At 50.2% G+C, this 25,286-nt stretch carries 19 protein-coding genes and 2 tRNA genes; 7 read left to right on the top strand and 14 right to left on the bottom strand.

The window, feature by feature from the left end:
- The first annotated feature begins 89 nt into the window (after window positions 1-89).
- Window positions 90-533, top strand: coding sequence for an FmdB family zinc ribbon protein (locus tag LX98_RS08510; RefSeq protein ID WP_496428492.1), 444 nt, complete (start codon window positions 90-92; stop codon window positions 531-533).
- A gap of 377 nt (window positions 534-910) precedes the next feature.
- Window positions 911-1,492 (top strand): OmpH family outer membrane protein, encoded by a 582-nt coding sequence (locus LX98_RS08505; RefSeq protein ID WP_496428491.1) that lies wholly within the window; start codon window positions 911-913, stop codon window positions 1,490-1,492.
- 370 nt (window positions 1,493-1,862) lie between these two features.
- Here LX98_RS08505 and LX98_RS08500 read toward each other — a convergent pair whose 3' ends face one another.
- Together LX98_RS08500 and LX98_RS08495 are read right to left on the bottom strand one after the other, a co-directional pair.
- A complete protein-coding gene (locus tag LX98_RS08500; RefSeq protein ID WP_496428490.1) occupies window positions 1,863-2,204 on the bottom strand; it encodes an STAS domain-containing protein in 342 nt (113 codons plus the stop codon).
- 1,034 nt (window positions 2,205-3,238) lie between these two features.
- Window positions 3,239-3,315 (bottom strand) — tRNA-Arg (locus tag LX98_RS08495).
- Between the two features lie 351 nt (window positions 3,316-3,666).
- On the opposite strand from LX98_RS08495, the gene LX98_RS08490 reads away from it, so the two are divergent.
- Window positions 3,667-4,134 carry a hypothetical protein gene (locus LX98_RS08490; RefSeq protein ID WP_496428489.1) on the top strand — a complete coding sequence of 156 codons (468 nt, stop codon included), beginning with the start codon at window positions 3,667-3,669 and terminating at the stop codon, window positions 4,132-4,134.
- A gap of 287 nt (window positions 4,135-4,421) precedes the next feature.
- Here LX98_RS08490 and LX98_RS08485 read toward each other — a convergent pair whose 3' ends face one another.
- From LX98_RS08485 to LX98_RS08440, 10 genes are all read right to left on the bottom strand, one after another.
- Complete coding sequence (locus LX98_RS08485; RefSeq protein ID WP_496428488.1) at window positions 4,422-5,213, bottom strand: ABC transporter permease; 792 nt, start codon at window positions 5,211-5,213, stop codon at window positions 4,422-4,424.
- A complete protein-coding gene (locus LX98_RS08480; protein ID WP_496428487.1) occupies window positions 5,210-5,965 on the bottom strand; it encodes an ATP-binding cassette domain-containing protein in 756 nt (251 codons plus the stop codon). The genes LX98_RS08485 and LX98_RS08480 overlap by 4 nt, the downstream gene beginning before the upstream one ends.
- Window positions 5,965-6,663 carry a NapC/NirT family cytochrome c gene (locus tag LX98_RS08475; protein WP_496428486.1) on the bottom strand — a complete coding sequence of 233 codons (699 nt, stop codon included), beginning with the start codon at window positions 6,661-6,663 and terminating at the stop codon, window positions 5,965-5,967. The genes LX98_RS08480 and LX98_RS08475 overlap by 1 nt, the downstream gene beginning before the upstream one ends.
- A gap of 5 nt (window positions 6,664-6,668) precedes the next feature.
- Window positions 6,669-7,172, bottom strand: a complete 504-nt coding sequence (gene mobB / locus LX98_RS08470) for a molybdopterin-guanine dinucleotide biosynthesis protein B (protein WP_496428485.1) — start codon at window positions 7,170-7,172, stop codon at window positions 6,669-6,671.
- Between the two features lie 80 nt (window positions 7,173-7,252).
- Window positions 7,253-8,482 carry a molybdenum cofactor synthesis domain-containing protein gene (locus tag LX98_RS08465; RefSeq protein WP_496428484.1) on the bottom strand — a complete coding sequence of 410 codons (1,230 nt, stop codon included), beginning with the start codon at window positions 8,480-8,482 and terminating at the stop codon, window positions 7,253-7,255.
- Window positions 8,483-8,698: 216 nt separating this feature from the next.
- A complete protein-coding gene (locus tag LX98_RS08460; protein WP_312747828.1) occupies window positions 8,699-9,664 on the bottom strand; it encodes an Mrp/NBP35 family ATP-binding protein in 966 nt (321 codons plus the stop codon).
- Between the two features lie 66 nt (window positions 9,665-9,730).
- On the bottom strand, window positions 9,731-10,210 hold the full coding sequence (locus LX98_RS08455) for a molybdenum cofactor synthesis domain-containing protein (RefSeq protein ID WP_496428483.1): 480 nt from the start codon (window positions 10,208-10,210) through the stop codon (window positions 9,731-9,733).
- A 25-nt stretch (window positions 10,211-10,235) separates the two neighbouring features.
- The gene (gene tatC / locus LX98_RS08450; protein WP_496428482.1) at window positions 10,236-11,192 is read right to left on the bottom strand and encodes a twin-arginine translocase subunit TatC; all 957 of its coding nucleotides are present in this window, start codon (window positions 11,190-11,192) and stop codon (window positions 10,236-10,238) included.
- A gap of 62 nt (window positions 11,193-11,254) precedes the next feature.
- Window positions 11,255-12,787, bottom strand: coding sequence for a Do family serine endopeptidase (locus LX98_RS08445; protein ID WP_496428481.1), 1,533 nt, complete (start codon window positions 12,785-12,787; stop codon window positions 11,255-11,257).
- 424 nt (window positions 12,788-13,211) lie between these two features.
- Window positions 13,212-13,568, bottom strand: a complete 357-nt coding sequence (locus tag LX98_RS08440) for a hypothetical protein (protein WP_496428480.1) — start codon at window positions 13,566-13,568, stop codon at window positions 13,212-13,214.
- A 237-nt stretch (window positions 13,569-13,805) separates the two neighbouring features.
- On the opposite strand from LX98_RS08440, the gene LX98_RS08435 reads away from it, so the two are divergent.
- The 3 genes from LX98_RS08435 (at window position 13,806) to LX98_RS08425 (ending at window position 16,476) form a co-directional block, all read left to right on the top strand.
- Window positions 13,806-14,759 carry an alcohol dehydrogenase catalytic domain-containing protein gene (locus tag LX98_RS08435; protein WP_496428479.1) on the top strand — a complete coding sequence of 318 codons (954 nt, stop codon included), beginning with the start codon at window positions 13,806-13,808 and terminating at the stop codon, window positions 14,757-14,759.
- 89 nt (window positions 14,760-14,848) lie between these two features.
- Window positions 14,849-14,924 (top strand) — tRNA-Thr (locus tag LX98_RS08430).
- A gap of 676 nt (window positions 14,925-15,600) precedes the next feature.
- A complete protein-coding gene (locus LX98_RS08425) occupies window positions 15,601-16,476 on the top strand; it encodes an SUMF1/EgtB/PvdO family nonheme iron enzyme (RefSeq protein ID WP_496428478.1) in 876 nt (291 codons plus the stop codon).
- A 99-nt stretch (window positions 16,477-16,575) separates the two neighbouring features.
- Here the strand turns inward: LX98_RS08425 and LX98_RS08420 are convergent, their stop codons facing one another.
- The gene (locus tag LX98_RS08420) at window positions 16,576-17,850 is read right to left on the bottom strand and encodes a transporter (RefSeq protein WP_496428477.1); all 1,275 of its coding nucleotides are present in this window, start codon (window positions 17,848-17,850) and stop codon (window positions 16,576-16,578) included.
- 627 nt (window positions 17,851-18,477) lie between these two features.
- Here LX98_RS08420 and LX98_RS08415 point away from each other — a divergent pair.
- The gene (locus LX98_RS08415; RefSeq protein ID WP_496428476.1) at window positions 18,478-22,233 is read left to right on the top strand and encodes an SUMF1/EgtB/PvdO family nonheme iron enzyme; all 3,756 of its coding nucleotides are present in this window, start codon (window positions 18,478-18,480) and stop codon (window positions 22,231-22,233) included.
- Window positions 22,234-22,331: 98 nt separating this feature from the next.
- On the opposite strand, the gene LX98_RS08410 is transcribed toward LX98_RS08415, so the two are convergent.
- Window positions 22,332-25,145 carry a PASTA domain-containing protein gene (locus LX98_RS08410; RefSeq protein WP_496428475.1) on the bottom strand — a complete coding sequence of 938 codons (2,814 nt, stop codon included), beginning with the start codon at window positions 25,143-25,145 and terminating at the stop codon, window positions 22,332-22,334.
- Window positions 25,146-25,286: the final 141 nt, after the last annotated feature.

Below are 25,286 nucleotides of genomic sequence, written 5' to 3'. Positions count from 1 at the left end.
CCTTGACCTGAACAGAATCAGCCTTATTCTATATATAAACGGATGGTTACAAATCCCCTTAATTGACGTTTACTTTCTGGAGGTACCCCGTGCCCATTTATGAATATCAATGCACCGGTAGCGGTGAGCGATTTGAAATTCAACAAAAAATGTCAGATCCTCCAATTCAAACCTGCGATCAATTATCCTGTGGTTGTGGCAAAGTTGAACCCGTCACAAAGGTGATCTCAGCTCCCGCCATCATGTTCAAGGGATCGGGATGGTATGTCACGGACTATTCGGACAAACTCAAAGCGCCCGAGAATAAATCAGAGAACAAAGGGAAACCCGCTGACACCAGCACAAGCGAATCCAAAACAGACAACAAGACCGGTTCGACCGGCTCTGATAGTGGATCCAGTTCAACGACCCCCACATCCACACCGTCCGCTGGGTCTACGGGATCAGGTGCGGCTTCGGGATCCGGAACATCGTCAAATTCCAGTGCCTCCACTGGATCCGTGGCTTCTTCTTCATCCAGCAGTAAGTCCTAACTCTGATGCACTAACCGGGGTCCCTCCACAATACATCTAACCATAAACGAAATCCTGTCCTCACGATAACCAGGCCCAAATTTCAGCCCTGATTTCTCAGGGCAGCCAAACATATGTACCCATTTGGCCAAGTCATCCGCTCCTCGCAACAAGTCTATATTCGACCTTCTCCTCATGAGGAGCTAAAATCTTTTCCCTCTCGGCAGCAAGAGATAGCAGAACCCTTTGCAACGGCATTACTGTTTATCCACAAGGAGTTGTGACTCTTGACAGCTTCGCCTACCGTCGGTACTCTCATCAGGTTTACCCGTAATTCCAGCCTCTCCGGCATTTCAGGCCGCATGGAGGGTCATCCTTTAATCGCTAGAGGGAAAAGCATGAAGAAGATGTGTGTGAAAGGTTTGACAAAAATTGTTGGGGTCCTATTCATCACCGGCATCTGTATTCTGAGTGTGGGTTTGGAACAGCACGCCCTTGCCGCTGGAAAAGATTCCTTCCGCGTCGGTGTCCTTGATCCTCAGACCGTGATTGAAAAGTCTAAAGCGGGAAGCCGCGCTTTGGCGGCTTTAAAGGAACATGCCCAAGCCAGAGAAACCGTGATGAAAAACGATCAAAAGGAATTGGAGAGTCTTCAGGAAGAACTCAAAGCCGCAGAGTCCAACTCCAAGTTGAGTGAGGAGGAGCAAAAACGCAAACAGGAACGGTTTGCACAAAAATATCAAGCCTGGCAAAAACAAGGTCAGGATTTCCAGAATGAACTCGGTCAAAAGCAAAAAGACCTGGTTCAGGAATATATGAAGAAAATTGAAGAAGCCACAAGTGCCGTCGCCGCACGCCATGGCTTTGATGTGGTCATTGATAAAGGCAGTGAAAATACTTTAAAAATTGTGCTGTACCATAGAGATGGGTTGGATCTCACAAATGAAGTCGTGAAGGAATTTGACCGTCGATTTAAATAACCGTCGATTCATAGCAAGATCTTACATATTCTCCCCTGTGGGTCAAACTCACAGGGGATTTTTGTATCCTCTAGACTTTAAATTGTGTGGATACAAAGCCCCCCCGGTGTTTAACGGTCAACAAATAATTCTCCAACCCTCAGATTGGAATTGAGTCTAACCATTTCATTCAGGCATGGTTTTCTGTGGACCACAGAATTTTTTGTCTTCGACAGGCTCGAAGTTGCCAGGGGTGGACTTTTCAATCCGTTCGTCTATAAACCCTCGAATTATGGGAGGGATGAACGAAGGAATCCCCGGCAACTACTATTTTCGAAATACAGGAGGCTGGATGAGAAAATTTAAAAATACCAGAAAGAAGAAACAGGAGTTAACGTTCGCTGCCTCCGACAGCCTCTTCCTCGGTCTGATAGATGGGAATTACCTGAGGCAGGTTTGCATATTCAAGCAACTTTCTTACATGGGATTGAGGACTCACAATACTCAATCGAATGCGATCCGGCTTCATCCGATGGTACCAAAGAAACATCTGCCCCAATCCCATCGAGTCAATCCAGGTAATGTTCGAGAAATTGAGAATAATATGATGGCATCCTATTTCCTGAGCACCCAGAATGGCCACTTCGAGCCCAAGCTTAGAGTCATAATCAAAACGACCGGATAACTCCAGAACTTTTGTGCCCTGACGAATATGTTCCCTGACAGTCAGCATTTCAGACTATCCTCTTATTGACCTTTTCGGCAATCACACAGTAAAAATTTACTGATCTCAGAAGAGGACACAATAATCAGATCCCCAACTGACATTGAGTGATACAAAGTTTTGCACTCAACCCTTCCAGATATGGCTATCGATTAAACAACATCCCTTTGATTTTGGTAATCTAAAATAGACTGAGACCTTGAGGGGGCAGGTTTTTTTACTACATTCTCTTCTGTAGATTTTCTCTGCGGCAGTTATTCCTGCATTCCTGCCACACCATGAATCCAGTGTTCACTTTGGTAAGTGGGGAGAAAAAAGGGTCGAGCTCCAAAGGCATGCCATAAGTAATCAGAAGTAAATTTTCATTAGAAAACGTGGTCAGCCCGAATGGGCTGCTGGCTTTTTAAATAACGAACAGGTCAAGAACGTCGTCGCCTTCTCCTCTTCTGTGTATGATCTGGCCATTTGGAGATACCAAACGAGAACCCTTCAGCTTGTTGACCGTATTTCCGGATAACACCTTAAAGAGATGGCAGCATAGGGGACCAACCCGTTTAGCTCTATGAGAAGGTTTTGAATGATCTTTGAAACATTCTGCCGGAATCCTTCTAGGGAGTAACCGAGGCGTGAACAACGTGACCATATTTATATACTTCTCTATTTACCCTTCCGAGTGAGGTATTCGGGGATAAGGACGGGAGACCTTGATCGTGGCCGAGGGGGGATCAGGGAGGCTTTCTTGGAGATTATGAACTAATCAGGGCAGCAGACTTCTGCCTCTAGATGCAGATCGTTCAATTCAAGAAAGGATTAATCTTTTTAACATCATGGCAACTCGAGGGTGATGAGGGTGTCCTCAGGAAAGTGGCATACCCATCTAAGCTAAGCACGCCTTTATTCCATGACAAAAAATATCCCCTTGGTCTGTCTATATGGATGGCCAGAGCGAGGATTGAACAAGATGGTGGGTAATTGGAAAGCTTGAAGCAGCAATTGGATCAGTTAGCTGAGGTCCTGCAACGACTTGATTGTTTTGATGTAGGTGGTGCGCCCGGCAGGAATCGAACCTGCGACCCCCGGCTTAGAAGGCCGGTGCTCTATCCAACTGAGCTACGGGCGCATGATAGGAAAATCGCATAGTTAGGGAGTTTGAGTCAACGACCCGGCAGCCTGGAGTGCCAATTGTTGCATCCGTCATTTCAGCCCAGAAAAATCAAAACCAAAAAACTACAATTTTTGAATGAACTTATCATTTGCTCTACAGAATCAAAGCCAGTCCAAAGCTTTTGATAACCCTGTCCAGGAAACAGAGGGAAGCCCAAGTAAATCCGTTCCTATTGTCAAAAACGGCGAAAAACGAAACCAGTTCACCTCTAAACTATCCGATCTTCACACAACTTGCTTAACGTATCGTTCATGCATATATAGGATAATCGCATCCAACCGATAGGGTGAGCTATCGGAGGTGGATATGCGAAATAATTGTATCCTTGGTGTTGTGAGTTTCTTCTTACTCCTTGTTGGCTGCGCCTCGCAGCATTCGCCCAATAATACTGTTGATGAACAGATTGATCTCTATCTCAGTACACTGGATGATAAGCATTTCGTCTGGTGCGAATTAGATCTGGAACAATGTCGACGTGACTTTGAGGCTTGGAAACTTACCACACAAGGTCTCAGCATAATTAAGGAATTCGAACAGGAGAATACTGGTCAACCGGACAATACTCAGCACTTGCCGAATGTCTTTCGTACGCGATTTGTGGAGGAAGGCCAGTTAGGAGAGGAAATGGTAGACCAAGACGGCAAGGGGCAGAGCTTCGATCGGGATCCGGAGGGTTTGGGTAGATCCTATTGGACTACCGATAATAATGGAAATCCCATACAGGAAGGCGTGAGTATGGACCCGAGAATTCATGGTCCCCAATCCATGCGCTGATACCCTTGAGGAGCCGGTTAACCTCACCATTCGGTTCAGATCCCTTCGCTTGATCCCCACAACCCCCTGACTATCGAACCGACTTCCCCTTTTTTTAAAACCAAAATTTCCCTTAAACCTTGCTATTCACTCGAAAGAAAATTCTTACGTCAAATTGTATAAATTCACTTCTATAAAGTTTTAATTATTTGCTCTAACGACGACCACGTATTTAGGCCTCTTTCAACTTTGATTCCATGAGGTTTCACAGGGGAAAATGATGACAACGACTGGTCTCATCGAAGAACCTATTCCCCAACTCGAACCAGCATGCCGCGATCTTTACAGATATTAAAGGTGTGGTAGAACCATGCCACGATGATCACAAGAAAGCCAAAATTGAGGCCTGTGGCCCAAACCAAATGAGTCACCGGCACATTTCCTGTGGTGAGGACCGCACGCATCCCTTCAAAGATATGCGCAGGAGGAACCATCCAGGCAATGGATTGCAGGACAGGGGGAAGGACTTCAATCGGGTAAAACACACAGGAGATGGGTTGAAAAAGGAAGACCATACCCCAGGCTAGCACTTCGGCCTGCTGCCCAAAGCGCATAATGATTGAGGTGGTGAGCACGCCAATGATCCAGCCGGATACTACCAGATTGAGAACAAACGGGAGCAAGGAAAGGCCCATCTGGAGAATGTCATACGAATAAAAGACCCAGGCGAAAACCATCATCAACCCCCCCACGGCAGTGACCTTCAGCACACTCATGGTCATGGTGGCAACGAGATATTCTCCGATCGTTAACGGACTGGCAAACAGGTTCATCAGATTTCGAGCCCACATTTCTTCTAAAAATGAGACGGCAATGCCCTGCTGCGCGCGAAACAACACATCCCAGAGGATCAGCGCCCCAAGAAAAAATGAGAGGGCGCCATGCAGCGACATCCCAACTTTTTCCAGATAAATCGTGATAAATCCCCACACCACGAGATCTAGAAACGGCCAATAAAAAATCTCCAGCAACCGGGCAAAGCTTCGCTTGTAGAGATACATATGACGCGATAATAATGCCAGGATACGCCCGAGACTCATGGCCCGTTTTGTTCTCTAGCCAGTTTCAAAAAGACCTCTTCCAGATCCCGTTGAGCGTAGCGTTGAATGATTTCGGAGGCGGTACCTTCCGCCACAATTTTGCCCCGTTGCAGGAAGATGATGCGATCGGACATCTCCTCCATCTCCCGCATGTTGTGTGAGGTATAGAGAATACTCAAGCCTTCAGAACGTTGATATTCTTTTAAAAACGATTTAATTTTATTGACGATATCAGGATCCAAACTCGCGGTGGGTTCATCGAGAAACAGCACTTTGGGTTCGGTCATGATAGCTTTGGCCAGGGTGAGCCTCGACATTTGACCGGAAGATAGCTTTCTCGTCAGTCGATGCCGAATGTCCTCCATCTCCAACTTTTTGACAATATCATCAATGCGCTGCTGGATATGCTTGAGTTCATAGAGCCTCGCGATGACCTTGAGATTTTCCTCTACCGTTAAGGAAAACGGCATGGAAATGTATGTGGAGGAAAAATTCACCTGTTTCAGAATGGTTTCCCGGTGTGTGGCCAGATTCAGTCCGAACATGTGAATGGTGCCGACCGTCGGCGTGATCAGCCCTAACAACATATGAATGGTGGTGGTTTTGCCGGCGCCATTCGGCCCAAGGAGCCCGAGGATTTCGCCTTTTTTGATGTCGAAAGAAATATTATCGACGGCAGTAAAGCCCTGAAACCGCTTGGTGAGGTTTCGAACTTCAACGACAGGGGAATCCATGGAGTCTGAGGCAGGCATTAAAACAAAAACCCACCGATTTTATCGGGCAGGTGACAGGTTTCACAGCGATTACTCAGCACTTCACCCTCGTAATGTTGTTCCCCATCATGACAACGAAGACAATCGGCCATGTTCGCCTTCCAAAGCACCGAGTCTTTTGGATGCTCTGGCTCATGTGGTTGATCATCGAGTTTGACATGCCCCCGCGGAATCACAATGGGATATGCTTTAATTGGCGCTCCGTGCACGACCCGCCCGTGGCAGGTCGTACACCCCTCCCCTTTTCCCCGTTTTGCAAAGGCCTCCATGTGTTCCCGATGATTCATGATCAGCCCGACATCTTTGACCGGTGGGGGCAAATCCCGCACAGAGACTTCCGTCACCCGCAAGATGGCTCGATGGCAACTGATGCACACAGAAGAAGACACATGGGATTCAAGATTATGCGGTTCGGTCGGGGTTCCAAAAAATGTGATCGCAACGTCTTCTATTCCGGCGAAGACTTTATCCTGAATAAACCCGGAAACACCTGGACGCACGTGGCAATCGACGCAGGTGACGTCTTTATGACTGGATTGTATCCAGGAATCGTAGGATGGTCTGATGGTATGACAACTCGCACAGAAGGTCGGCTGATTAGTCAGCGGGATAGCCGCGGCCCCTCCTAAGGCCAGCACCAGGAGTGTGGCCGCAATGAGGGTCAGGCCTTTTCCCATGAACGTTACGAATCCCTTTGAAGGGGAAACTTTTTTATGATCAGTTGCGCCAGCCCTTGGACGTCATCCCGATCAAACCAGGGAGCCGAGCATTCAATGCGTTTCATAGAAGCCACCGCCAGTAAACCATCTAAGGAGACATCCACTTCCTGTAGCTGCTCGCGCACGACGATTACTTTCGGAAACCCCTGGCTTTTCCAGCCTTCGGCAATAATTAAATCGATTTCCCCATTAATGAATCGGTCCCGGACTTGATCGACAGGAAGTTCTTCCGGAACATCAGCAAACATGGCCAGGCTACCCTTTGATAAGACAATGACCGTACTGGCCCCAGCGCGTTTGTGGCGCCAACTGTCTTTGCCTTCAGTGTCCAGATCGAACCCGTGCCCGGCATGCTTGATGGTGGCCACACGATAACCCGCGTGAGTCAGTTCCGGAATGAGCCGTTCAATCAAGGTTGTTTTGCCACTGTTGGAGCGGCCAACAAAACCCAAAATGGGAGGTGTCATGTGAAGCCTGTACTCCCTTCTATGAGGTCGAAATATGCCAAATAGACAGCGTGACTGATGAAAAATACGTCGTATGTCTTTTAAAAATTCCGTGATAATAATTGGACGTTCACCAAATCGCCCGGCTTCAGAGATTCGACCTCTTCCGGTACATCAATGAATCCATTGGCCTTCACCATTGAGGTGAGTATGCCGGACCCCTGCCCTCCGGTCGTTCGAACCGTGAGGACGCCGTTTTCCTGCTGAAGAATGCCGCGAAGGAAATGCCGCCGATCCGTATGTTTGGAGAACGTTTCTTGAAAAAGGGCCTTTACAACCGGCCGTTCCCACTTCCGATGTCCGCCCATTTTCAACATGGCGGGTCGTACGAGTTGATCAAAGGTCACCATCGAAGAAACGGGATTCCCCGGCAAGCCAAATGCCAACTTCCCTTGGATTTTTCCAAAGGCTACCGGCTGTCCGGGGCGAATCGCTAATTTCCAGAAATTCATGTCTGCTCCGAGTTCGGCAAACACCGGCTTGGTAAAATCATAATCTCCCATGGAGACTCCCCCCGATAATACCAAAATATCACAGGTGAGCCCCTGTCGGATTTTGTCTTTTAAGGAATCAGGGTTGTCTTTGGCAATTCCCAAGAGCACAGGAATTCCGCCCGACTCCTGAACCGCAGCAGCAATACCATAGCTGTTGGAATTGACGATTTTATGCTCATCAAATGATTCATCCAGATCCGCCAACTCATCCCCTGTAGAAAGGATGGCCACTCGAGGACGTTGCGACACGAGGACAAAAGATTTGGCCAGAATGGCCAACATTCCGATTTCCCCGGAACGCAATTGAGTCCCTTTCGGAATGATGCACTCTCCTTCGGTAACATCTTCTCCTTTTGGTCTGATGTTGGAGCCCTGACCGGCTTCAGTTTTCATGATACGAACCTTCGCCCCCGATGGCTCCGTGTATTCCACTCGCACGACGGTATCAGCTCCGGCCGGCATGGGGGCTCCGGTCATAATCCGAATCGCTTCCCCTGGACCGACGGTTTTTGTGGCTACTGCCCCTGCCGCGACATCTTCCACAATATTTAATTCGGGAATGCGAGTGATGGCATAGTCCTGTTTAATGTCAGCCCACCGGACCGCAAAGCCGTCCATCGCCGAATTGTCCCATGGAGGATTGGATCGTGGGGCCAGAATGTCTTCTCCCAGTACCCTCCCGAGGGAATCAAGGAGCCCGATTTTTTCACAGCCCAAGGGATGCGCCGCATCCAGGACAATTTGTTGGGCAGAAGTTAACGAAGTAAGCTGATCCATGTGTCTTGCCTAATCATGCGGAAGGTTGAAGTGATTCTCTGAAGACGGCGACACTCTACTCAGAGTCTCGCTACGAGCATACAACACATATGTTTTTTCATTTCATTACGGCCGCCAATACACATTCAATCCTTGAATATCCAGCCATCCCCTGCCGTTCTAAACAAATAGTCAGATGGACCGGAGAACGCAGCGCAACCCGCTCTCGGCGACCTGTTAGGCCTTTTTGAATGGAGCCGGCCTGGCCGACACCTTTACCAGGGAGTCTTTCTTTTTACAGAATTCCTCGACTTTGTTCGCAATTCCATGGATAGCGTCAGCCGTGGGAAGATCCGAATGAAACAGCGCATAGGGCTCGCCACGATCACATTGGAGAACCATTTCCGGATCCAGTGGCACGCGACCGAGGAATGGGACGCCCATGTCTGCGGCCGAGGCTTCACCCCCACCTTTTCTAAACAACTCAATGGATTGGTGGCAATGGGGACAATCTAACCCGCTCATGTTTTCCACAATACCGATGATGGGAAGCTCACTATCCCTCGCGAACGTGACCGACTTCCGGGAGTCTAACAGGGCCACTTCCTGTGGTGTGGACACAATCACGCAACCCGTGACATCACCAATAAGATCAATCGTCGTTACCGATTCATTCCCGGTGCCTGGCGGCAGGTCAATCAGCAGAAAATTAAGGTCTTGCCATTCCACTCCCCCTAACAATTGATTGATGAATTCAAACTTATACGCATCCCGCCAAATAATGGGATCATCCGAATTTTGTAAAAGAAATGACATGGAGGCGATTTTCAGATTATAGGCTTGATGCGGAATAATTCCGCCGCCTGTACTGATTTTGAGTTTTTGGCCTTCGGCTCCCACCATTTTGGGAATATTGGGGCCATGAATATCCATGTCGCATATGCCCACTTCATAGCCTTTAAGAGCCAAACTAATGGCAAGATTGGTAGTCATCGTGCTTTTTCCCACCCCGCCTTTATTGCTCATGACCAATATTTTGTAATCAATGCGCTCCATGCGCTTCCCGACCAGCCAGCGACTATGTCCTTCGCGGTCCTTTTGGCAGGTTTCGGTTTCATCACAAATGGCACACGCCCACATATAGGTGCAGACATCCCCACTCGAACTCGAGGATGGTTGAATCATATTCAGTTCAGTTGCCATGAATCCCTCCACATACATCCACTACGATGATTGTTTGGATAATATAAATTCGGCCACACGCATAGGTCATGACGTGGCCATACTTCCTATTTTCTCCACCATATGCTCTAACAGCGGTAGAACGATATTTAAATTTTCCTGCACGCCGTTTATGCTTCCGGGCAAATTCATAATCAGTGTGGTCCCCTTAATTCCAGCCGTTCCTCGTGAGAGCATGGCAGTCCTGACTTTTTTAAGACTTTCAGCTCTCATGGCTTCTCCGATGCCGGGAATCTCTTTTTCAATCACGTCCCTGGTGGCCTCTGGCGCCCAATCGGTTGGTCGCACACCTGTTCCTCCAAGAGTCAAAATGATATGAGGCGCGGTCGTCTCACAGATTGTGTCCAATTGGTGGGAAATGGCTTGACGATCATCCGCCACGACATCATAGGATAAAAGGGTCAATTGGTGGTTCGTCAAGATCCTTTCCAAAGGTTTCCGATTCTCATCAGGTTTTTGGCCTGACTGTATTTTGCTGCTGATCAATACCACAGCCACCCGTATCATCAAAATGCCTCAGCTGGATTTCATTTCACCGCGGACCTGAGTCCGGAACGTCGACATATTCCTCATCCCCACCAGACCCGGCTCCCACTGGTTGTGGGGCTAGCGGAGGACGCCGAACTGCCGGCGGGCCAGAGACCGGAGCGGATGCCCCAGCATCCTCACTCTCTGGAGTTTTTTTCTTGCCAAAGACTTGGGCGCTGATAATACCCACTTCATAAAAGAAATACATCGGGATGGCCATAATACATTGATTGAATGGATCAGGCGTGGGCGTAAGTATAGCCGCGAAGAGAAAGGATCCCAGAAAGGCCCATTTCCGGTATTTTCGTAATACAGGAGCATCCACCCAGCCTAATTTCGCCATCAAGGTCAACGCGAGCGGAACTTCAAAAATCAGTCCAAAGACCAACATGAACCACAGAATAAAACCTACATAATTGGCAATAGAAATTTGTGCAATAAATCCCGAAGCCAACCCATAGGAAATCAAAAAATGCAACGCGAAGGGCAAGACGACAAAAAAGCAGAAGGTCAATCCCAAATAAAAGGCCACTGTACTAATGGCGGTGAAAGGTCCGACAAACCGGCGTTCCTGGGCATGTAATCCAGGAAGAACAAATTGCCAGACCTCCCACAACCAGTGCGGAGTCGACAAAACAACTGCACATAATCCGGCCACTTTCACATTTTGCCATAAGGCTTCAGCCGGGGAGAGGAAGACGAAGGGAATTTTTGGCAAATCCGATGGCATCCATTCCCATGAATCTAAAATGAAATAATTTTGCAGAGGGATCCGTAGCCAGGACACCAGCGTATCCGCATAAAAAAATGTCCCGACAAAAACACAGGCCATAACAATGACCGCACGCGTGAGTCGCCATTGGAACTCATGCAAATGCTCCATGACGGGCATTTTTTTGTCTTCCAGTGGCTTAAAGACTTTCTCTTCAAACCAGGAACCAATTTTGCTTTGTTTAGCCATGTGAGTTCTGCGCCACAAAAATCCGAGGGGGGCTCACGGTCGCCCCCCTCAGTACCTCTTCCTTATTGAGGATTCACTGCGATAAACAGATTATTGCCGCGCCGGTTGACCAACAAAACGGCTAACTCATCTTTGGCAATTTTTGACGCAATCTGCTTGAAGTCGTCAATCGTTTTCACACTTTGGCGACTCACTTCTTGAATGACGTCACCAGCCTGAATACCCGCAGCCTCAACGGCGCTGCCTGATTCGACTTTCGAGACAACCACACCTTTGATTTGTTCAGGAATATTGAATTCACTCCGGCTTTCCCCACTAATTGGTGCGACGGTCATTCCCGACAATACGTTATCCAGCTTGGCCATAGCCGGAGCTTTCTCTTCTTCTTCTACCGGCCCGGTCTTTGCCAGTGCTTGATCGGATGGCCGTTCTCCCAGCTCCAGAGTCAGCAAGGTCTCTTTGCCCTCGCGTAACACTTTAATTTCTTTTTTCTTTCCGACCTTTGTTCGGGCGACAATATTACGAAGATGATTGACATCCTTAACGGCTTCACCTCCGTATTCGAGGATTACATCACCCCGTTGTAGTCCGGCCTTTGCGGAAGGGCCATCTTCATGTACTTCACTGATTAATACCCCACCCTGTCGACCTTCAGGTAATTGGAATGATTGCGCTAAGGCGGGCGTTAATTCCTGAATGGCCACTCCCATCCATCCTCTAACCACCTTCCCCGATTCGATCAGGCTTGCAGCGATATCCTTCGCAATACTGACTGCGATCGCAAATCCCACGCCTTCGGAACCACCCGTTCTGGAAAAAATTGCCGTATTGATTCCGATAAGCTCACCCTTCATATTCACCAGGGCTCCACCGGAATTTCCCGGGTTAATCGCGGCATCCGTTTGAATGAAGTCTTCATATTCCGTAATACCGACACTACCTCGGCCGAGGGCGCTGATAATTCCCAACGACACGGTATTGCGTAATCCGAAGGGACTCCCGAGGGCTAACACCACATCTCCAACTCGAAGGGATTCATATTCTCCCCAGGCCACTGAAGGAAGCGGGCCATTTTCAAGTTTGACTTTAATGACTGCTAGGTCGGTCTTCGGATCAGTCCCGACAACCGTTGCTGACATTTCTCGTCCATCATGAAAAGACACCTTAATATCACTTGCATCTTCCACGACGTGGTTATTCGTCAGAATATATCCGCGAGAATCAATAATCACCCCGGACCCGGCACTCATACCTGGAGGTCCGCCGGGACCACCACCGGGAGGTCCGCCTCCAGGAGGTCCTCCACCGGGAGGTCCTCCACCGGGAGGCCCTCCAAAAGGTCCGGGAGGTAAGCCTCTAGATGGTCCACCCCCACCAGTCACTGCCACGTTGACAACCGCGGGACCCACTTTTTCAACAATTTCTGAAAAACCTTCAATGAACGCTCCGGGTATAGCCGCTTGCGTTTGGGCGGGGACAAACCACCCATTTCCCAAAAATCCACCGACCATTCCCAATCCTACAAATAGGACAAGGAAACCCCATGGAGGGGCAATTCGAAACGGCCTGGCAGTGCCAGCAAACAACCGTGACATGTGCATCATCCCGATCTCCTGTTCAAAAAATGTAATAGAAACGGAGTGAATAGGAAAATTTCTATCTCACAACCCTGGGCGTTCTCAAGAAATTCCCCAAGACAAATCGCCTCACTTCGTATAACCATTTGATTCTACAATAATTGTTTTCCCACGTTCAAAGTCAAATCCCTAGTTTTTTACTGCACCCGTACAGGCGGGTGACGAACAGAGTATCATCCATTTTGTCAAGACATTCGTTCTAAAAAAGGAAAAGACGCTCCTGGAGGACATAAACTTCTTCAGAACCGGCTGTTTGTAGGGAGAAGGACTAAACACTCCGTCATTCTCACGAGCGTAAAGCCCATGAAAATACTGCAGGAAATATTAGACGGAGTAAAGCAGTTGGATCAAATGAAGAATGACTACATTCAGGCAGGAGGCATTACTCGGTAATATCCAAGAGGGAGCCCAAAACTTTCCCCTGAATTCTCATGCTGACCATATTGGCTTCTATGAGATTCACCGCTTGCAGATTGGAAATTATTTCTTCGCCGAGATCCACATTAGATCCTTCGCGAAGACTGAACGAATTATCACTGGAGAGAAATTGGGGACCGGGGCGTTCATCTGTTTGCAAAGTTACCCTCACTCCACCGCCCCCTGACGATTCTTCTGGAAGAGCACGGATTCGTTTAAAACTTTCTGTTTGGGCATTGGCAATATTATGCGCGCCAACGCTGAGCATTCTTCCCCCAGCTTGAATTCCAGAAAGAGCAGAGGCCATACCGGCAATCATCATGACTTCTCCTTTAATTCGATGGGCAACGCCCAACCGTCCATACACGTTTACGTTATCGACTAAAGTCTCAAAACCTTTCCTGACAAGATGGAAGAGTTTTCACAACACGCCGGAGATAGAGATACCTTTACTGTGAAAATTGTTTTACTGAATATTCATAGAAATTGGTGAAGATTGCCAGCATTTTTGTTATGGTTCTCTCAGACCATTTTCTAAGATATTTTTTAAGGAAGCCAAATGCGGGGACTTGTTCTTCATCAAAAGCTTCAACTTCAAACCGACCTACCCCTTCCCCCGCGTCCCCATGGGGAAGCCAGGATCAAGGTCATCCAAGCTGGAATCTGCTCGACCGATCTTCAGCTACTCAAAGGGTATATGGCCTTTCAAGGGGTCTTGGGGCATGAATTTGTTGGGATAGTCGATGAGGCCCCCGATAAGGAATTGATTGGAAAACGGGTCGTCGGAGAAATCAATGCCGCCTGTCGCACTTGTGAAACCTGTGCCAACGGCCATCCCACGCATTGCCCTCATCGCACCACATTAGGCATTCAGGGTCGGGATGGGGCCTTTGCAGATTTTCTTACTCTGCCGGTTGAAAACCTTTTTGTCGTGCCTGACTCCATTTCCGATGATCAGGCCGTCTTTATCGAACCCTTAGCCGCAGCCTGTGAAATTCCCCAATTAGTCTCGATCAAGCCAACAGACCGGGTGGTCGTCATCGGAGATGGCAAGTTGGGGGTACTGTGCGCACAAATTCTTGGGCTTTCAGGATGTGCCGTTACCCTATTGGGCCGTCATTCGGACCATGACATCTGGCTCACCCACATGGGCATCAAGGTGACCTCGCACCCGGGTGATATTTCTCCAGGCGCAGATATCATTGTGGAAGCCACCGGACGCCCCGAAGGGTTTTCCACGGCCATGCAATTAATTCGACCCAGAGGGACACTTGTGCTCAAATCCACGTATCATGGGAACCTGTCTTTAAATATGGCGGCTTTGGTCATTCAGGAAATATCCTTAATTGGATCTCGTTGCGGCCCTTTCCCCCCGGCCATCCGCCTCTTAGAATCGAACCACATCCGGGTCGACCCCCTTATCCATGCCCGCTATGCACTCCTGGATGGCGTTCTGGCCATGGAAAAAGCCGCACAGAGTGGGGTACGAAAAGTTCTGCTGCAAATGACCTGAATCGTGGCTAGTTGGCAAAAATATTTTTTATGTATCCCATGCTGGTTGAATGGTTCAGCCTTTGGTATGATGATGCTTAAATTAGCCGAGCTGGCGTAGCTCAATCGGTAGAGCAGCGGTTTTGTAAACCGCAGGTCGGAGGTTCAATTCCTCTCGCCAGCTCCATACAACACATGGGACTGCCCAGTTTCGGCAGGAACGCAAACATACAACTATCAAGAAAGACATGACGAACTGTTTTTATATATTCGATCGTTCTCTTCAACCCTCCCAACCGTATTCATCCCGCATCTATTTGTTCTAAGCATACCCATCCCACAGGAGTCATCTCTGACGTTCCGGGCCTTGAACGTCATGATACGCGGCCTCATTTCGTCCACAATTTTTCGGGTTCAACCGATTGTCCAAATTCACGCCCGCGAGCACTTGTGTAATTCTTATTGAATTTTTACATTAAGAAAAACTGCTTTTGTTCAGGGAGTTATCTGTTAAAATAACTTGACATGACGATAGGTGGGTCTCGCAAGCCAATGTTAGTTGACTCATTCCGTCAAGATGGGAAAAAGGCCATATCCTCTAACAGGACGAACAGTCACAGAATAATGAGTAATGTTTTCAACAGGCCACCCATCTCTTATCGCATGTGCATGTTTGGATCGCGCACCCAATGAACGACGATAAGCAAACAACTCTGCCCGCGGAAAAATCTTCCCCTGTACCCCTGGCTGATCAAACAAAGCCTGACAGTCTTAGACGACAATCGGTTCCTGGCAAGCCTTCGACTAGGGCCCGACCACCCAGCCTGAATCCGGCGAAATCTTCACATGCAGAAACCGTGTCCATGCTGAAAAAACAGTATCAGCTTGCAAAGCGTCAAAAACGATGGATAAAACGAGCAGGGCTCATGGGGGTCGTTCTTATTCTATTGGGTGGGTTGGGCACGTGGTTGGCAGAGGAGAATAAGGCTTTTAAAATGGCCATCCTGAGAGTCGTCGCCCCGGTAGTGAGCATCCATCTGGATCCCGAAATGGTTTCAATTCCTGCCGGGACCTTTCAACAGGGAGATACCAGGGAAGAGAGTACGTCAAGCGAACAACCGCTACGAGAGGTCCGTATCAAAAAATTTGCTCTGGGGCGATTTGAGGTCACCTTCGAAGAATATGACCGGTTCGCCATATCGACGGGTCGGCCGCTTCCGGGAGATGAGGGATGGGGACGTGAAAAGCATCCGGTGATCAATGTCTCATGGAAAGATGCCGTGGACTATGCAACCTGGTTATCACAGGAAACCGGTTATCGCTATCGACTTCCCACAGAGTCTGAGTGGGAATATGCAGCCAGAAATATGGGAAAAGGCGAAATTTGGGCGGGAACCTCAACACAGGAACAGCTTTCGACATATGCCTGGTTCAACACAAACAGCAATGGAAGAACTCAACCAGTTGGAACCCAACAACCCAACGGCCTTGGCCTTCATGACCTGAGCGGAAATGTATGGGAGTGGGTCCAGGATTGCTGGCACGACGACTATCAGCATGCCCCGACAAATGGGTCGGCCTGGCTAGAGGCGAATGACGGGATTTGCGGAACACGGGTGAGACGAGGTGGTGGCTGGACTAACCCTCCAATGTCTTTGCGTTCTTCGTTTCGTAATGGGTACAGCGCCGACTCGCGGAGCATCCAGATTGGTTTTCGCCTCGCGCAGGATATCCAATAGTATAGGCATCTTTCGCTTGCCTTTTCCCTCTGTCCTCTTCCTTTTTCCCTAAACATGCTTCAAAAGGACAGCAGCAGCAAAGTGTGACGATTCATTTCTTTAGAACGTCGCTCCAACGCCTAACGTCCAGACCGCATCCGGACGGAGCCCTTCATTTTTATTGAGTGGAAGCTGGACGGCTGCCTGAACCAGAGTGTTGGGAAGTGGGGCCCATTTTAGGCCGGGAGCCAAATCGACGATGTCCTTTCCACTATTATCCTTATCGTCCAATTCGTGACGGCCCAGGAGGTCGAGAGAGAAAGCAAAGACCGGAATAGGGGCAATATCAAACCCTGCTACATAGGTAAAAAGATTCAATTCTGATTTGTTGTTGACGAACACGAAGCCCGTATTCACATGGGGCCCAATCATGCCGATCGGGGATGAATAATATTTAGAAGCCACAGCCAATCCCTCAAATCTGAATTCTCCGACTCCCATGAAGTTATCTTCGTTTCCCGTGGGAAAAGAAACGCCCCCGCGTACTCCCAAATCAGGTAAAATCTCATGATTTTTCAGAAAGTTATATTTGGTTCGAAGAAGAACGTCTCCGATCCCGGTTTTATCCGCAGAAGAACTGTCCCTTGAAGGGTCCCCCGTACCGGGGGCCGTCCCATTGATCACGTATATCCCACTGCAATTACCACCTTGAGTACAAGGGACCCCGTTTGCATCAAGCATGGTCGCCTTCGCTTTTGCCTTGATCTTGTTATTGATGAGAGGTACAAGAAGATTGATGTCCCAATTATCCGTGATGCCATACGTGCCGAAAAATCCCACAAAATTGGTAATCACTTTGACATCCAGGTCAATTTGTAATAGCTCATCTAAACCTGGGGCATTCGGCGGAGTTCCCGGCCCGGCGGTGGGAGAGACATCTTCACTGAGAGAAGACAGCTTTTGGCCATTAAATTTTTTGTAATTGGCGTTTGACCAGACGACCTGGAAATCAAATCGCCCTTTTCCAAGGGTGTCGGCTCGTTCCGCAAAGAGTGGACCGAGGCTTTTGGTGACTTCAACAGGAACTCCCCGCTCAACATCAAACCGATACGCCGCCACGGTAGAGTTCACCGCGAACTGCCCCGTTTGAGCCCCAATGCCATTAGTGAGTTCATTAAATGAATCGAACACCGCATTGCCAAAATCATTGGACCGATTGCCTGCAAAATTCGGATCTGTTTGAAACCCATTTCCCCCATAAAGATCAGGAATCACATCCTTTAATTCTTTGGCTTGAGTGACAGATTGACTGATGACGAGCATTGCCAACACAAGGAAACAGGCCAACCGCTGAATTCGCCTACATACCAAGTTCTGCATGAGCCAATAAGTCATTATTTTTCCTCATATAATTGGAATAAACAAAAAAGATTTCCCAAAAATTTCCACACAACAGGTTTGGCGCGATGGTCCAAGCGCTATTATCGACTTTAACTATGGGTTTGGGGGATGGTACGCTCAACACCACAGGTCCAAAAGAATGGTGTTAATCACGCCCTTCTTCAGCTTTAGTGGCTATCAGATGGAACCATATCCAAAAAACGTGATGCTGATGACGTAGAAAACCAGGCGATCCTATAAACTCTTTCTCATGAAGTCAATCCATATTTCCCAGAGGGATCGCCTGCACCTATCCCCTACTCAGGCATAGCCCCCCGAATTAGGAAAATGCCCGACAGGCTTAAAGAAGGACCGTCTCTTATTATTCAAGTCGTGTGCAAGGCCAACAATGGCATCTCCGAGGCAAGACCCAGTAAACTGGACTCGAAAACCCACGCCGTCCGGGGTCAGCACCATGCTTATTACACGTTCTTTCAATCGTTGCCGAACATAAGGATCTAACGAAACGAATCAAAAAGGCCAAAGACAAAATGCTGATGCATCAAGAAAATGGCCCTGGCTTATTTTCTTCCGAGAATTTTCATGAGTAAAATTGACATAGGCCACAGGAGCACGTGAACGGTGTCCGATCGCATTCTACATCACCCCATCCAGAGAAAAGGATCCCTTCACTCTCCCTGCATCTTGCTGCTCTCTTTCTTGTTATGCGGTTTGACCGCGTTGTTCCTCCCAATCCAGGCCCACGCAGATACCTCCAGTAGTACCGTGAACGGAAAAGTTCCTGCCCAATATATAGCCGAGTCCCAGGGAAAATCCTGGGCCGTCGTCATAGGAATTGATAAATATCTGAACCTCGCCGGCCTGGCCTATGCGGTCGATGATGCGAAATCGGTGGCACGCATGCTGGGACGTCAAGGCTTTACGGTCACATCACTCTACAACACTCAAGCCACCAAAAAAGCGATCCTTCAGGAGTTGCGCCACAACCTTGTTACGCAAGTACAAAAAAATGATCGAGTGCTAATCTTTTTTGCGGGACATATTGGAGAGACCCCCAGCAAGGGAAAGCAGCAACCTGTAGGCTATATGATGCCCGTCGATACCGAACCGGGCCTTCTTGAGGACACCGCAATCAGTGTGGACCTTCTTCGTGAACTTTCCGAATCACTTACGGCACAACAGGTTTTATTTCTCATTGACATTTGTTATGGAGGCATTTCCGGTCGCAGTCAGCGTTCGTTTCCCCCCATGACCAGTAATTATCTGAAGATGATTGCCAGTGAACCAGCGCGCCAATTGATTACCGCAGGAGGAACCGGGCAACAGGCCTTAGCCGGACCGAAGTGGAAACATAGCGTGTTTACTTATTATCTTCTGGAAGGCATCGGAAAGGGAAAGGGTGACCTGAACGGCGATGGAATCATTCCCACATCCGAACTCTTCACCTTTCTCGATGAGCACGTGCAATCGGCTGCTCTCACCCATAAACATGTGCAACGACCGGAAATGTGGGGGTTGAGTGCGGATAAGGGAGAATTTGTCTTTATTCCCGGAAAATCTTCCTCAAATCCTCAAGTCGCCAACACCCCCAATCGTCAAGGAAAGGCTGGCAATCCTGCAGCTGGAACGGTCGAGACCATTGTCGGGCTCTTAAAGAGTTTTGGAAATCCCTTGGATGTCTTCAACAACGTTCCATCTGGAAAGAGCGATCAGGCTGATAAACAAAAAACGGTAGAAGAAGAAGCTGCCGCGCTAGAGGCAGAGCGGGAAAAATTTGAATTGCAAGCTCTCCAATCTTTAAAGGAGCAACGACAGCGGGAGAGGGATCTTCAAGCGCAACTGGCCGAAGCCCAGCGCCTGGCTGCGGAGGAGGAACGCCGGCGGGTCGCCGCGGAACAGGCCCGTCAGGAACAGGAAGCTCTCCTCGCGCAACAACAAGCCGCGTTAAAAGCCGAACAAGCCCGGGTGGCCGCCGAAGAGGAGCGCCGGAGACAAATCTTGGCGGAACAAGAACAAACTCGCCTGGCGCAACTGGCCGAAGCCCAGCGCCTGGCTGCGGAGGATGAGCGCCGGCGGGTCGCCGCGGAACAGGCCCGTCAGGAACAGGAAGCTCTCCTCGCACAACAACTGGCTGCCTTAAAAGCCCAACAAGCCCGGGTGGCCGCCGAAGAAAAACAACGCCAACTGGCCCTAGCGCAACTGGCCGAAGCCCAGCGCCTGGCTGCGGAGGAGGAACGCCGGCGGGTCGCCGCGGAACAGGCCCGTCAGGAACAGGAAGCTCTCCTCGCGCAACAACAAGCCGCGTTAAAAGCCGAACAAGCCCGGGTGGCCGCCGAAGAAAAACAACGCCAACTGGCCCTAGCGCAACTGGCCGAAGCCCAGCGCCTGGCTGCGGAGGAGGAACGCCGGCGGGTCGCCGCGGAACAGGCCCGTCAGGAACAGGAAGCCCTCTTAGTGCAGCAACAGGCTGCCTTAAAAGCCCAACAAGCCAAGCTCGCCGCCGAGGAAGAGCGACGCAAACAACTCTTGGCACAACAAGAACGGGAATTTCAAACGCAACTGGCCATAGCCCAGCGAATGGTAGCCGAGGAAGAACGGCGACGAGTGGAAGCCGAAAAGGCCCGACTCGCGGCAGAGGAGCAAAAACGGAAACAACTCTTGGCGGAACAGGAACTGACGCGTCAAACTCAACTCGCTGAAGCCCGCCGAATGGCCGAGGAACAAGCCAGAATTGAAGCCGAGGAACAGCGCCGCAAGGAAGCCTTGGCCAAACAGGAACTCACCCGTCAAATCCAACTCGCTGAAGCCCGCCGAATGGCCGAAGAACAGGCCAGAATTGAAGCCGAGGAACAGCGCCGCAAGGAAGCCTTAGCCAAACAGGAACTCACCCGTCAAATCCAACTCGCTGAAGCCCGCCGGGTGGCCGAGGAACAGGCTAGAATTGAAGCGGAGGAACAACGCCGGAAGGAAGCCTTAGCCAAACAGGAACTCACCCGCCAAACCCAACTCGCTGAAGCCCGCCGGGTGACCGAGGAACAGGCTCGCATTAAACAAGAGGCCGCCATGAAGGCTGAAAAGGCCCGACTCGCGGCCCTTCAAGAAGAGCGGGAACAAGTTGCTCGCCTGAAGCAAGAGGCCGCCATGAAAGCCGAAAAGGCCAGACTTGCCGCAGAAGAGCAACAACGCCAGCAGGCCGAGGAAGCGCGGCGCCTGGCTGAATTGGAAGAAGAGCGACGACGAGCCGCCGCAGAACGGGAGCGCAAGGAACTAGAGGCGAAACTTGCGCAACCACAAATTATTGTCCCGAATGGTGGAAATGATCCGGCTGGGCCTTCTTCTGGAAGTTCGCCAACGCCTGGTTCCGTTTCCGCATCCACGCTTTCTCCCCCATCCCCCTCGGCGATTGAACCATCCTCGAAGGAGAATTCAGGGTTTTTCGGATTTTTTAAGAATATGTTCCAAAATGACTCTAGCTCACAACCAGCTGCAAGCGATCAACCGAATGCATCTCAACCGGAACCCATTCTTGAAGCACGGCTCCATCAACAGGATTTACCTGGTGCGGTGGAGTCCGACCTATCAGGAAAAGATGACGTCCCCATGATCTTGATTCCCGCTGGTGAATTTAGGATGGGAAGCACTGAGGATCAAATTTCCAGTCTTATGAAAGACTTTGAAGGAGTCCAGTTCAATGCCTTTCAAGCAGAGATTCCTCAACGCCAGATTAGGCTAAAAGCCTATTATCTTGATCAATATGAGGTCAGCTATCGCCACTATCGTGCATTTCTTGAATCGACAGGTCGAGCAGCCCCTGCGTTCTGGAAGAATGAACGATTTCACAATCCGGATCATCCGGTCCTCGGAGTAACCTGGTATGACGCAACGGCCTACTGCACCTGGGCTGGCAAACGCCTTCCTACCGAGGCGGAATGGGAATACGCCGCCAGGGGACCTCAAGGTTATGCCTATCCTTGGGGGAACTCATGGGATCCTCAACGAACCAATACGGCGAGTTATTGGGCCGGCAAAAACTTTTCATCCATGGCGAAATGGGGTGAATGGATGCAAACTGCTTTGGATCGGGGAAAAGCCGGCCCGTTAGAAGTTGGAACATTCTCGAATGGAGTGAGTCCATTTGGAATTCATGACATGGCTGGAAATGTATCCGAGTGGGTCTTCGATTGGTATACACCATACGAGAACCAACCGACCCTCATCCATAATCCCAACGGGGCGGACTCCGGAACCATGAAAGTGCATCGTGGAGGATCTTGGAGTGTGAGTTCGATTTTTGCCCGATCAACCTATCGGGCGCGAGAAAATCCTGAAAAGAGAAGTCCCTACATTGGAATGCGATGCGCCAAGTCCTCTCAATAATTTCTTCAATCCATCCCCTGCTCTCACTTAACAGGCCGTACCTGAATGGCCTTTTGGACTGAGGTAGCCCGACAGCGCTCCCCCTTGGCAAACAGGAACTACTGAATCTCCCAATCTGTGGAGGTTGAGCCTGGGAACCCCACGGCGGAAATCGTCAATCCATTCATCAGCCACACCGCTACCGTCCCATTCCGGCTATTACGCCAAATGACATCCGCCCTGCCATCACCATTCACATCCCGCGCCTCTGACATTTGCCAGACAGCCGGGACCCCACCCGGAAACCCTGAGGCGGCAATGGTGGTGCCGTTCATCAACCAGATTGCGGTACTACCGTCAGTGGTATTGCGCCAAATCAGGTCCGCCTTCCCATCGCCATTCACATCCCCCACACCCGTGACCTTAAAGGCCGTGGATGCGCTTCCAGGAAAACCCACGGCCGTCACCGACAACCCGTTCATCAGCCATACAGCCACTCCCCCACTGTTGTCATTGCGCCAAATAACATCGGCCTTGTTATCCCCATTCACATCGCCCACCCCCGTGATCTGCCAAGCTTCCGGCACTCCTCCAGGAAACCCTGAGGCGGCAATGGTGGTGCCGTTCATCAACCAGATCGCGGTACTACCATCAGTGGTATTGCGCCAAATCAGGTCCGCCTTCCCATCGCCATTCACATCGCCCACGCCCATGATCTCAAAAGCCAGCGAGGCACTACCTGGAAACCCCGTGGAAACAATCGTTAATCCGTCCATCAGCCACACGGCCACTGCCCCACTGGTGCCGTTGCGCCAAATCACATCGGCCTTGTTATCCCCATTCACATCGCCCACCCCCGCGATTTGCCAGGCCATCGGCACTCCACCGGGAAAGCCCGAGGCCGCAATCGTCGTTCCATCCATCAACCAGATTGCTGTGTTGCCATTAGAATTGTTCCGCCAAACCAGATCAGCTTTGCCATTGGCATCGAGATCTCCCAAGGCCGGGGCGGTCCTGAGTGGGACCAAGGCCAAGGCTGTCGTCACAAAAAAGTCAGGGCCTGTGAGCGCAATCGCAGTTCTGGTTTTATTGTTCACATGGATGGTTTCAAACAGCATATTCTTGGTAAATCCTGAGGTCACCTTATGCTGACCGGAAAAATGATACAAGAGGTCAGGCGACGATCCTACCCCAATTGTCTCACTTTCCCGAAAATTTGGTTGTCCGGCCACGGCTCCAGCCGAGACATTCAGGAATTCCGTAGTAGCTCCCGTCGTTTTATTGACCATATAAATCCGTGCTGGAAATACCGTCGCCCCTCCAGGCACCGGTCGATTGTCCGTAATCGCATAGAGAATCCCGGCCGCATCAAACGCCAGGTCCATGAAGTTTCCTAGAAGTTTGGCCTTTTGGGTAGCCACGCCCGTTCTGGGATTAATGGTCACTAACCGGCGGGCACTATTCACTTCTGACGTCACGACAAGCAAGCCCCAGAGCAGACCGGTCCCAGGCTCTGTAGCCAACCCCCGTCCCCCCTCTAATGATTCGCCCGTCGATAAGGACAGAGGGATTGTGGCCAGAGTGTCCCCGGTCTCGGGATTGAGCCGATACAGATTTGGCCGGGCTCCGGACTGTTGCGCAAGCGACAGTTCTTCCACGGAGTAGAGCGTGGACCCCACAAACGCCAAACCATGGGTGCGGTGTTTCAGATCCGCAATTTTGGTTACGACTCCATCAGTGCGAATACGGTAGAGGCTATTCACAAGCGGTCCGGTTCTGGGATCATTTTGTACGCCCATGAGAAAAACCGGCGGTCCGGAGGAAATGACCAGGGCCACCGCACTTCCCGGACTCACCTTTATTCCTGCCACGGGTGTTTGATGTATAACGGTGCCGCTGGGCACTGTTTCGCTATTGGCGGTCGTCACGGTTCCCGCCGTTAAGCCGGCTGCGATCAAAGCCGTTTGAGCGCTGCTCTGCGTCAAGCCCACGACATTGGGCACGGTCGTTCCCAGCGATACCACCAAAGCCACCGCACTTCCAGAATTCGTAGTTGTGCCGGCCCCAGGGTTTTGACTGATAACTCGACCGGCCGCTACGGTGGCGCTATTGGCCATGGTCACGGTTCCCACGGTTAAGCCGGCAGAGGTCAGGGCTTTTTGAGCGTCGGCTTGGGTGCGACCAACAACATTCGGGACTTGTGTTCCACGGGACACGACCAGGGCCACAGCACTTCCCGCCGCGACCTTTTTCCCTGCTACCGGATTTTGACTAATAACCTTTCCCGCTGCCACAGAGGAACTAATGGCTGTCGTGACTGCACCGACGGTCAAACCAGCCGTGGTAATCGCCGATTGAGCGGCCGCCTGGGTCATGCCCACCACATTCGGGACTGTGCTACCTAGTGACACCACCAGGTCCACCGGACTCCCAAATGCCACATTGGTTCCTGCCGTGGGGTTTTGACTGATAACCTTGCCTTCCTCCACAGTCGCGCTATTGGCCGTCGTCACCTTCCCGACGATTAACCCTGCTTTGGTCAGATCCTTTTGGGCGTCAGCTTGCTTTCGACCGACGACGTCGGGGACTGCCACTCCAGACACCACCAGATCAACCTTCGTCCTTCGGACGACATTAATTCCTGCTGCCGGGTCTTGAATGATGACAGTACCGGGCAGGACGTTGACAATATTAGCGGAGGTCACTTTTCCCACCCTCAAATTGGCTTTGATAATATCCGCCTCCGCCTTAGTCTGTGAGCTACCCACGACATTGGGGACTTGGACGGCTCTTGCTGTCTCAGGGAAGGCACAGGTAAGGAAGAGCAGGCTTCCTAGGACGACTAGCTGTAAAACCTGGAATCTGAGGCCCCGACGGGTTCCCTTGTGTGTGCGGTTCAAGATCTGCTGATGCTGAACCTTCATTGCGTCCATTTAGTGTATGCTCCATTCAGCAACAATTGACTAACCATATGACAGAACAAGGGTGTGAATCCACACTCTGGCCCCAGCGCTCCCTCTTCCGAATGGCTCCCCTACTTTTCTCGTGGCAGGAGTGGATATGCCGTAACCAAT

Source organism: Nitrospira marina (assembly GCF_059568365.1).
This window is presented reverse-complemented; position numbering and strand designations above follow the sequence as displayed.

Bases quoted from the DNA above. Each gene is read 5' to 3' on its own strand.
- LX98_RS08465 (WP_496428484.1), bottom strand. From the start codon at position 8,482: ATGGATCAGCTTACTTCGTTAACTTCTGCCCAACAAATTGTCCTGGAT.
- LX98_RS08455 (WP_496428483.1), bottom strand. From the start codon at position 10,210: ATGATACGGGTGGCTGTGGTATTGATCAGCAGCAAAATACAGTCAGGC.
- LX98_RS08445 (WP_496428481.1), bottom strand. From the start codon at position 12,787: ATGTCACGGTTGTTTGCTGGCACTGCCAGGCCGTTTCGAATTGCCCCT.
- LX98_RS08485 (WP_496428488.1), bottom strand. From the start codon at position 5,213: ATGAGTCTCGGGCGTATCCTGGCATTATTATCGCGTCATATGTATCTC.
- mobB (WP_496428485.1), bottom strand. From the start codon at position 7,172: ATGACACCTCCCATTTTGGGTTTTGTTGGCCGCTCCAACAGTGGCAAA.
- LX98_RS08435 (WP_496428479.1), top strand. From the start codon at position 13,806: ATGCGGGGACTTGTTCTTCATCAAAAGCTTCAACTTCAAACCGACCTA.
- LX98_RS08480 (WP_496428487.1), bottom strand. From the start codon at position 5,965: ATGCCTGCCTCAGACTCCATGGATTCCCCTGTCGTTGAAGTTCGAAAC.
- LX98_RS08500 (WP_496428490.1), bottom strand. From the start codon at position 2,204: ATGCTGACTGTCAGGGAACATATTCGTCAGGGCACAAAAGTTCTGGAG.
- LX98_RS08420 (WP_496428477.1), bottom strand. From the start codon at position 17,850: ATGACTTATTGGCTCATGCAGAACTTGGTATGTAGGCGAATTCAGCGG.
- tatC (WP_496428482.1), bottom strand. From the start codon at position 11,192: ATGGCTAAACAAAGCAAAATTGGTTCCTGGTTTGAAGAGAAAGTCTTT.
- LX98_RS08440 (WP_496428480.1), bottom strand. From the start codon at position 13,568: ATGATGATTGCCGGTATGGCCTCTGCTCTTTCTGGAATTCAAGCTGGG.
- LX98_RS08490 (WP_496428489.1), top strand. From the start codon at position 3,667: ATGCGAAATAATTGTATCCTTGGTGTTGTGAGTTTCTTCTTACTCCTT.
- LX98_RS08505 (WP_496428491.1), top strand. From the start codon at position 911: ATGAAGAAGATGTGTGTGAAAGGTTTGACAAAAATTGTTGGGGTCCTA.
- LX98_RS08460 (WP_312747828.1), bottom strand. From the start codon at position 9,664: ATGGCAACTGAACTGAATATGATTCAACCATCCTCGAGTTCGAGTGGG.
- LX98_RS08410 (WP_496428475.1), bottom strand. From the start codon at position 25,145: ATGGACGCAATGAAGGTTCAGCATCAGCAGATCTTGAACCGCACACAC.
- LX98_RS08425 (WP_496428478.1), top strand. From the start codon at position 15,601: ATGCTGAAAAAACAGTATCAGCTTGCAAAGCGTCAAAAACGATGGATA.
- LX98_RS08475 (WP_496428486.1), bottom strand. From the start codon at position 6,663: ATGGGAAAAGGCCTGACCCTCATTGCGGCCACACTCCTGGTGCTGGCC.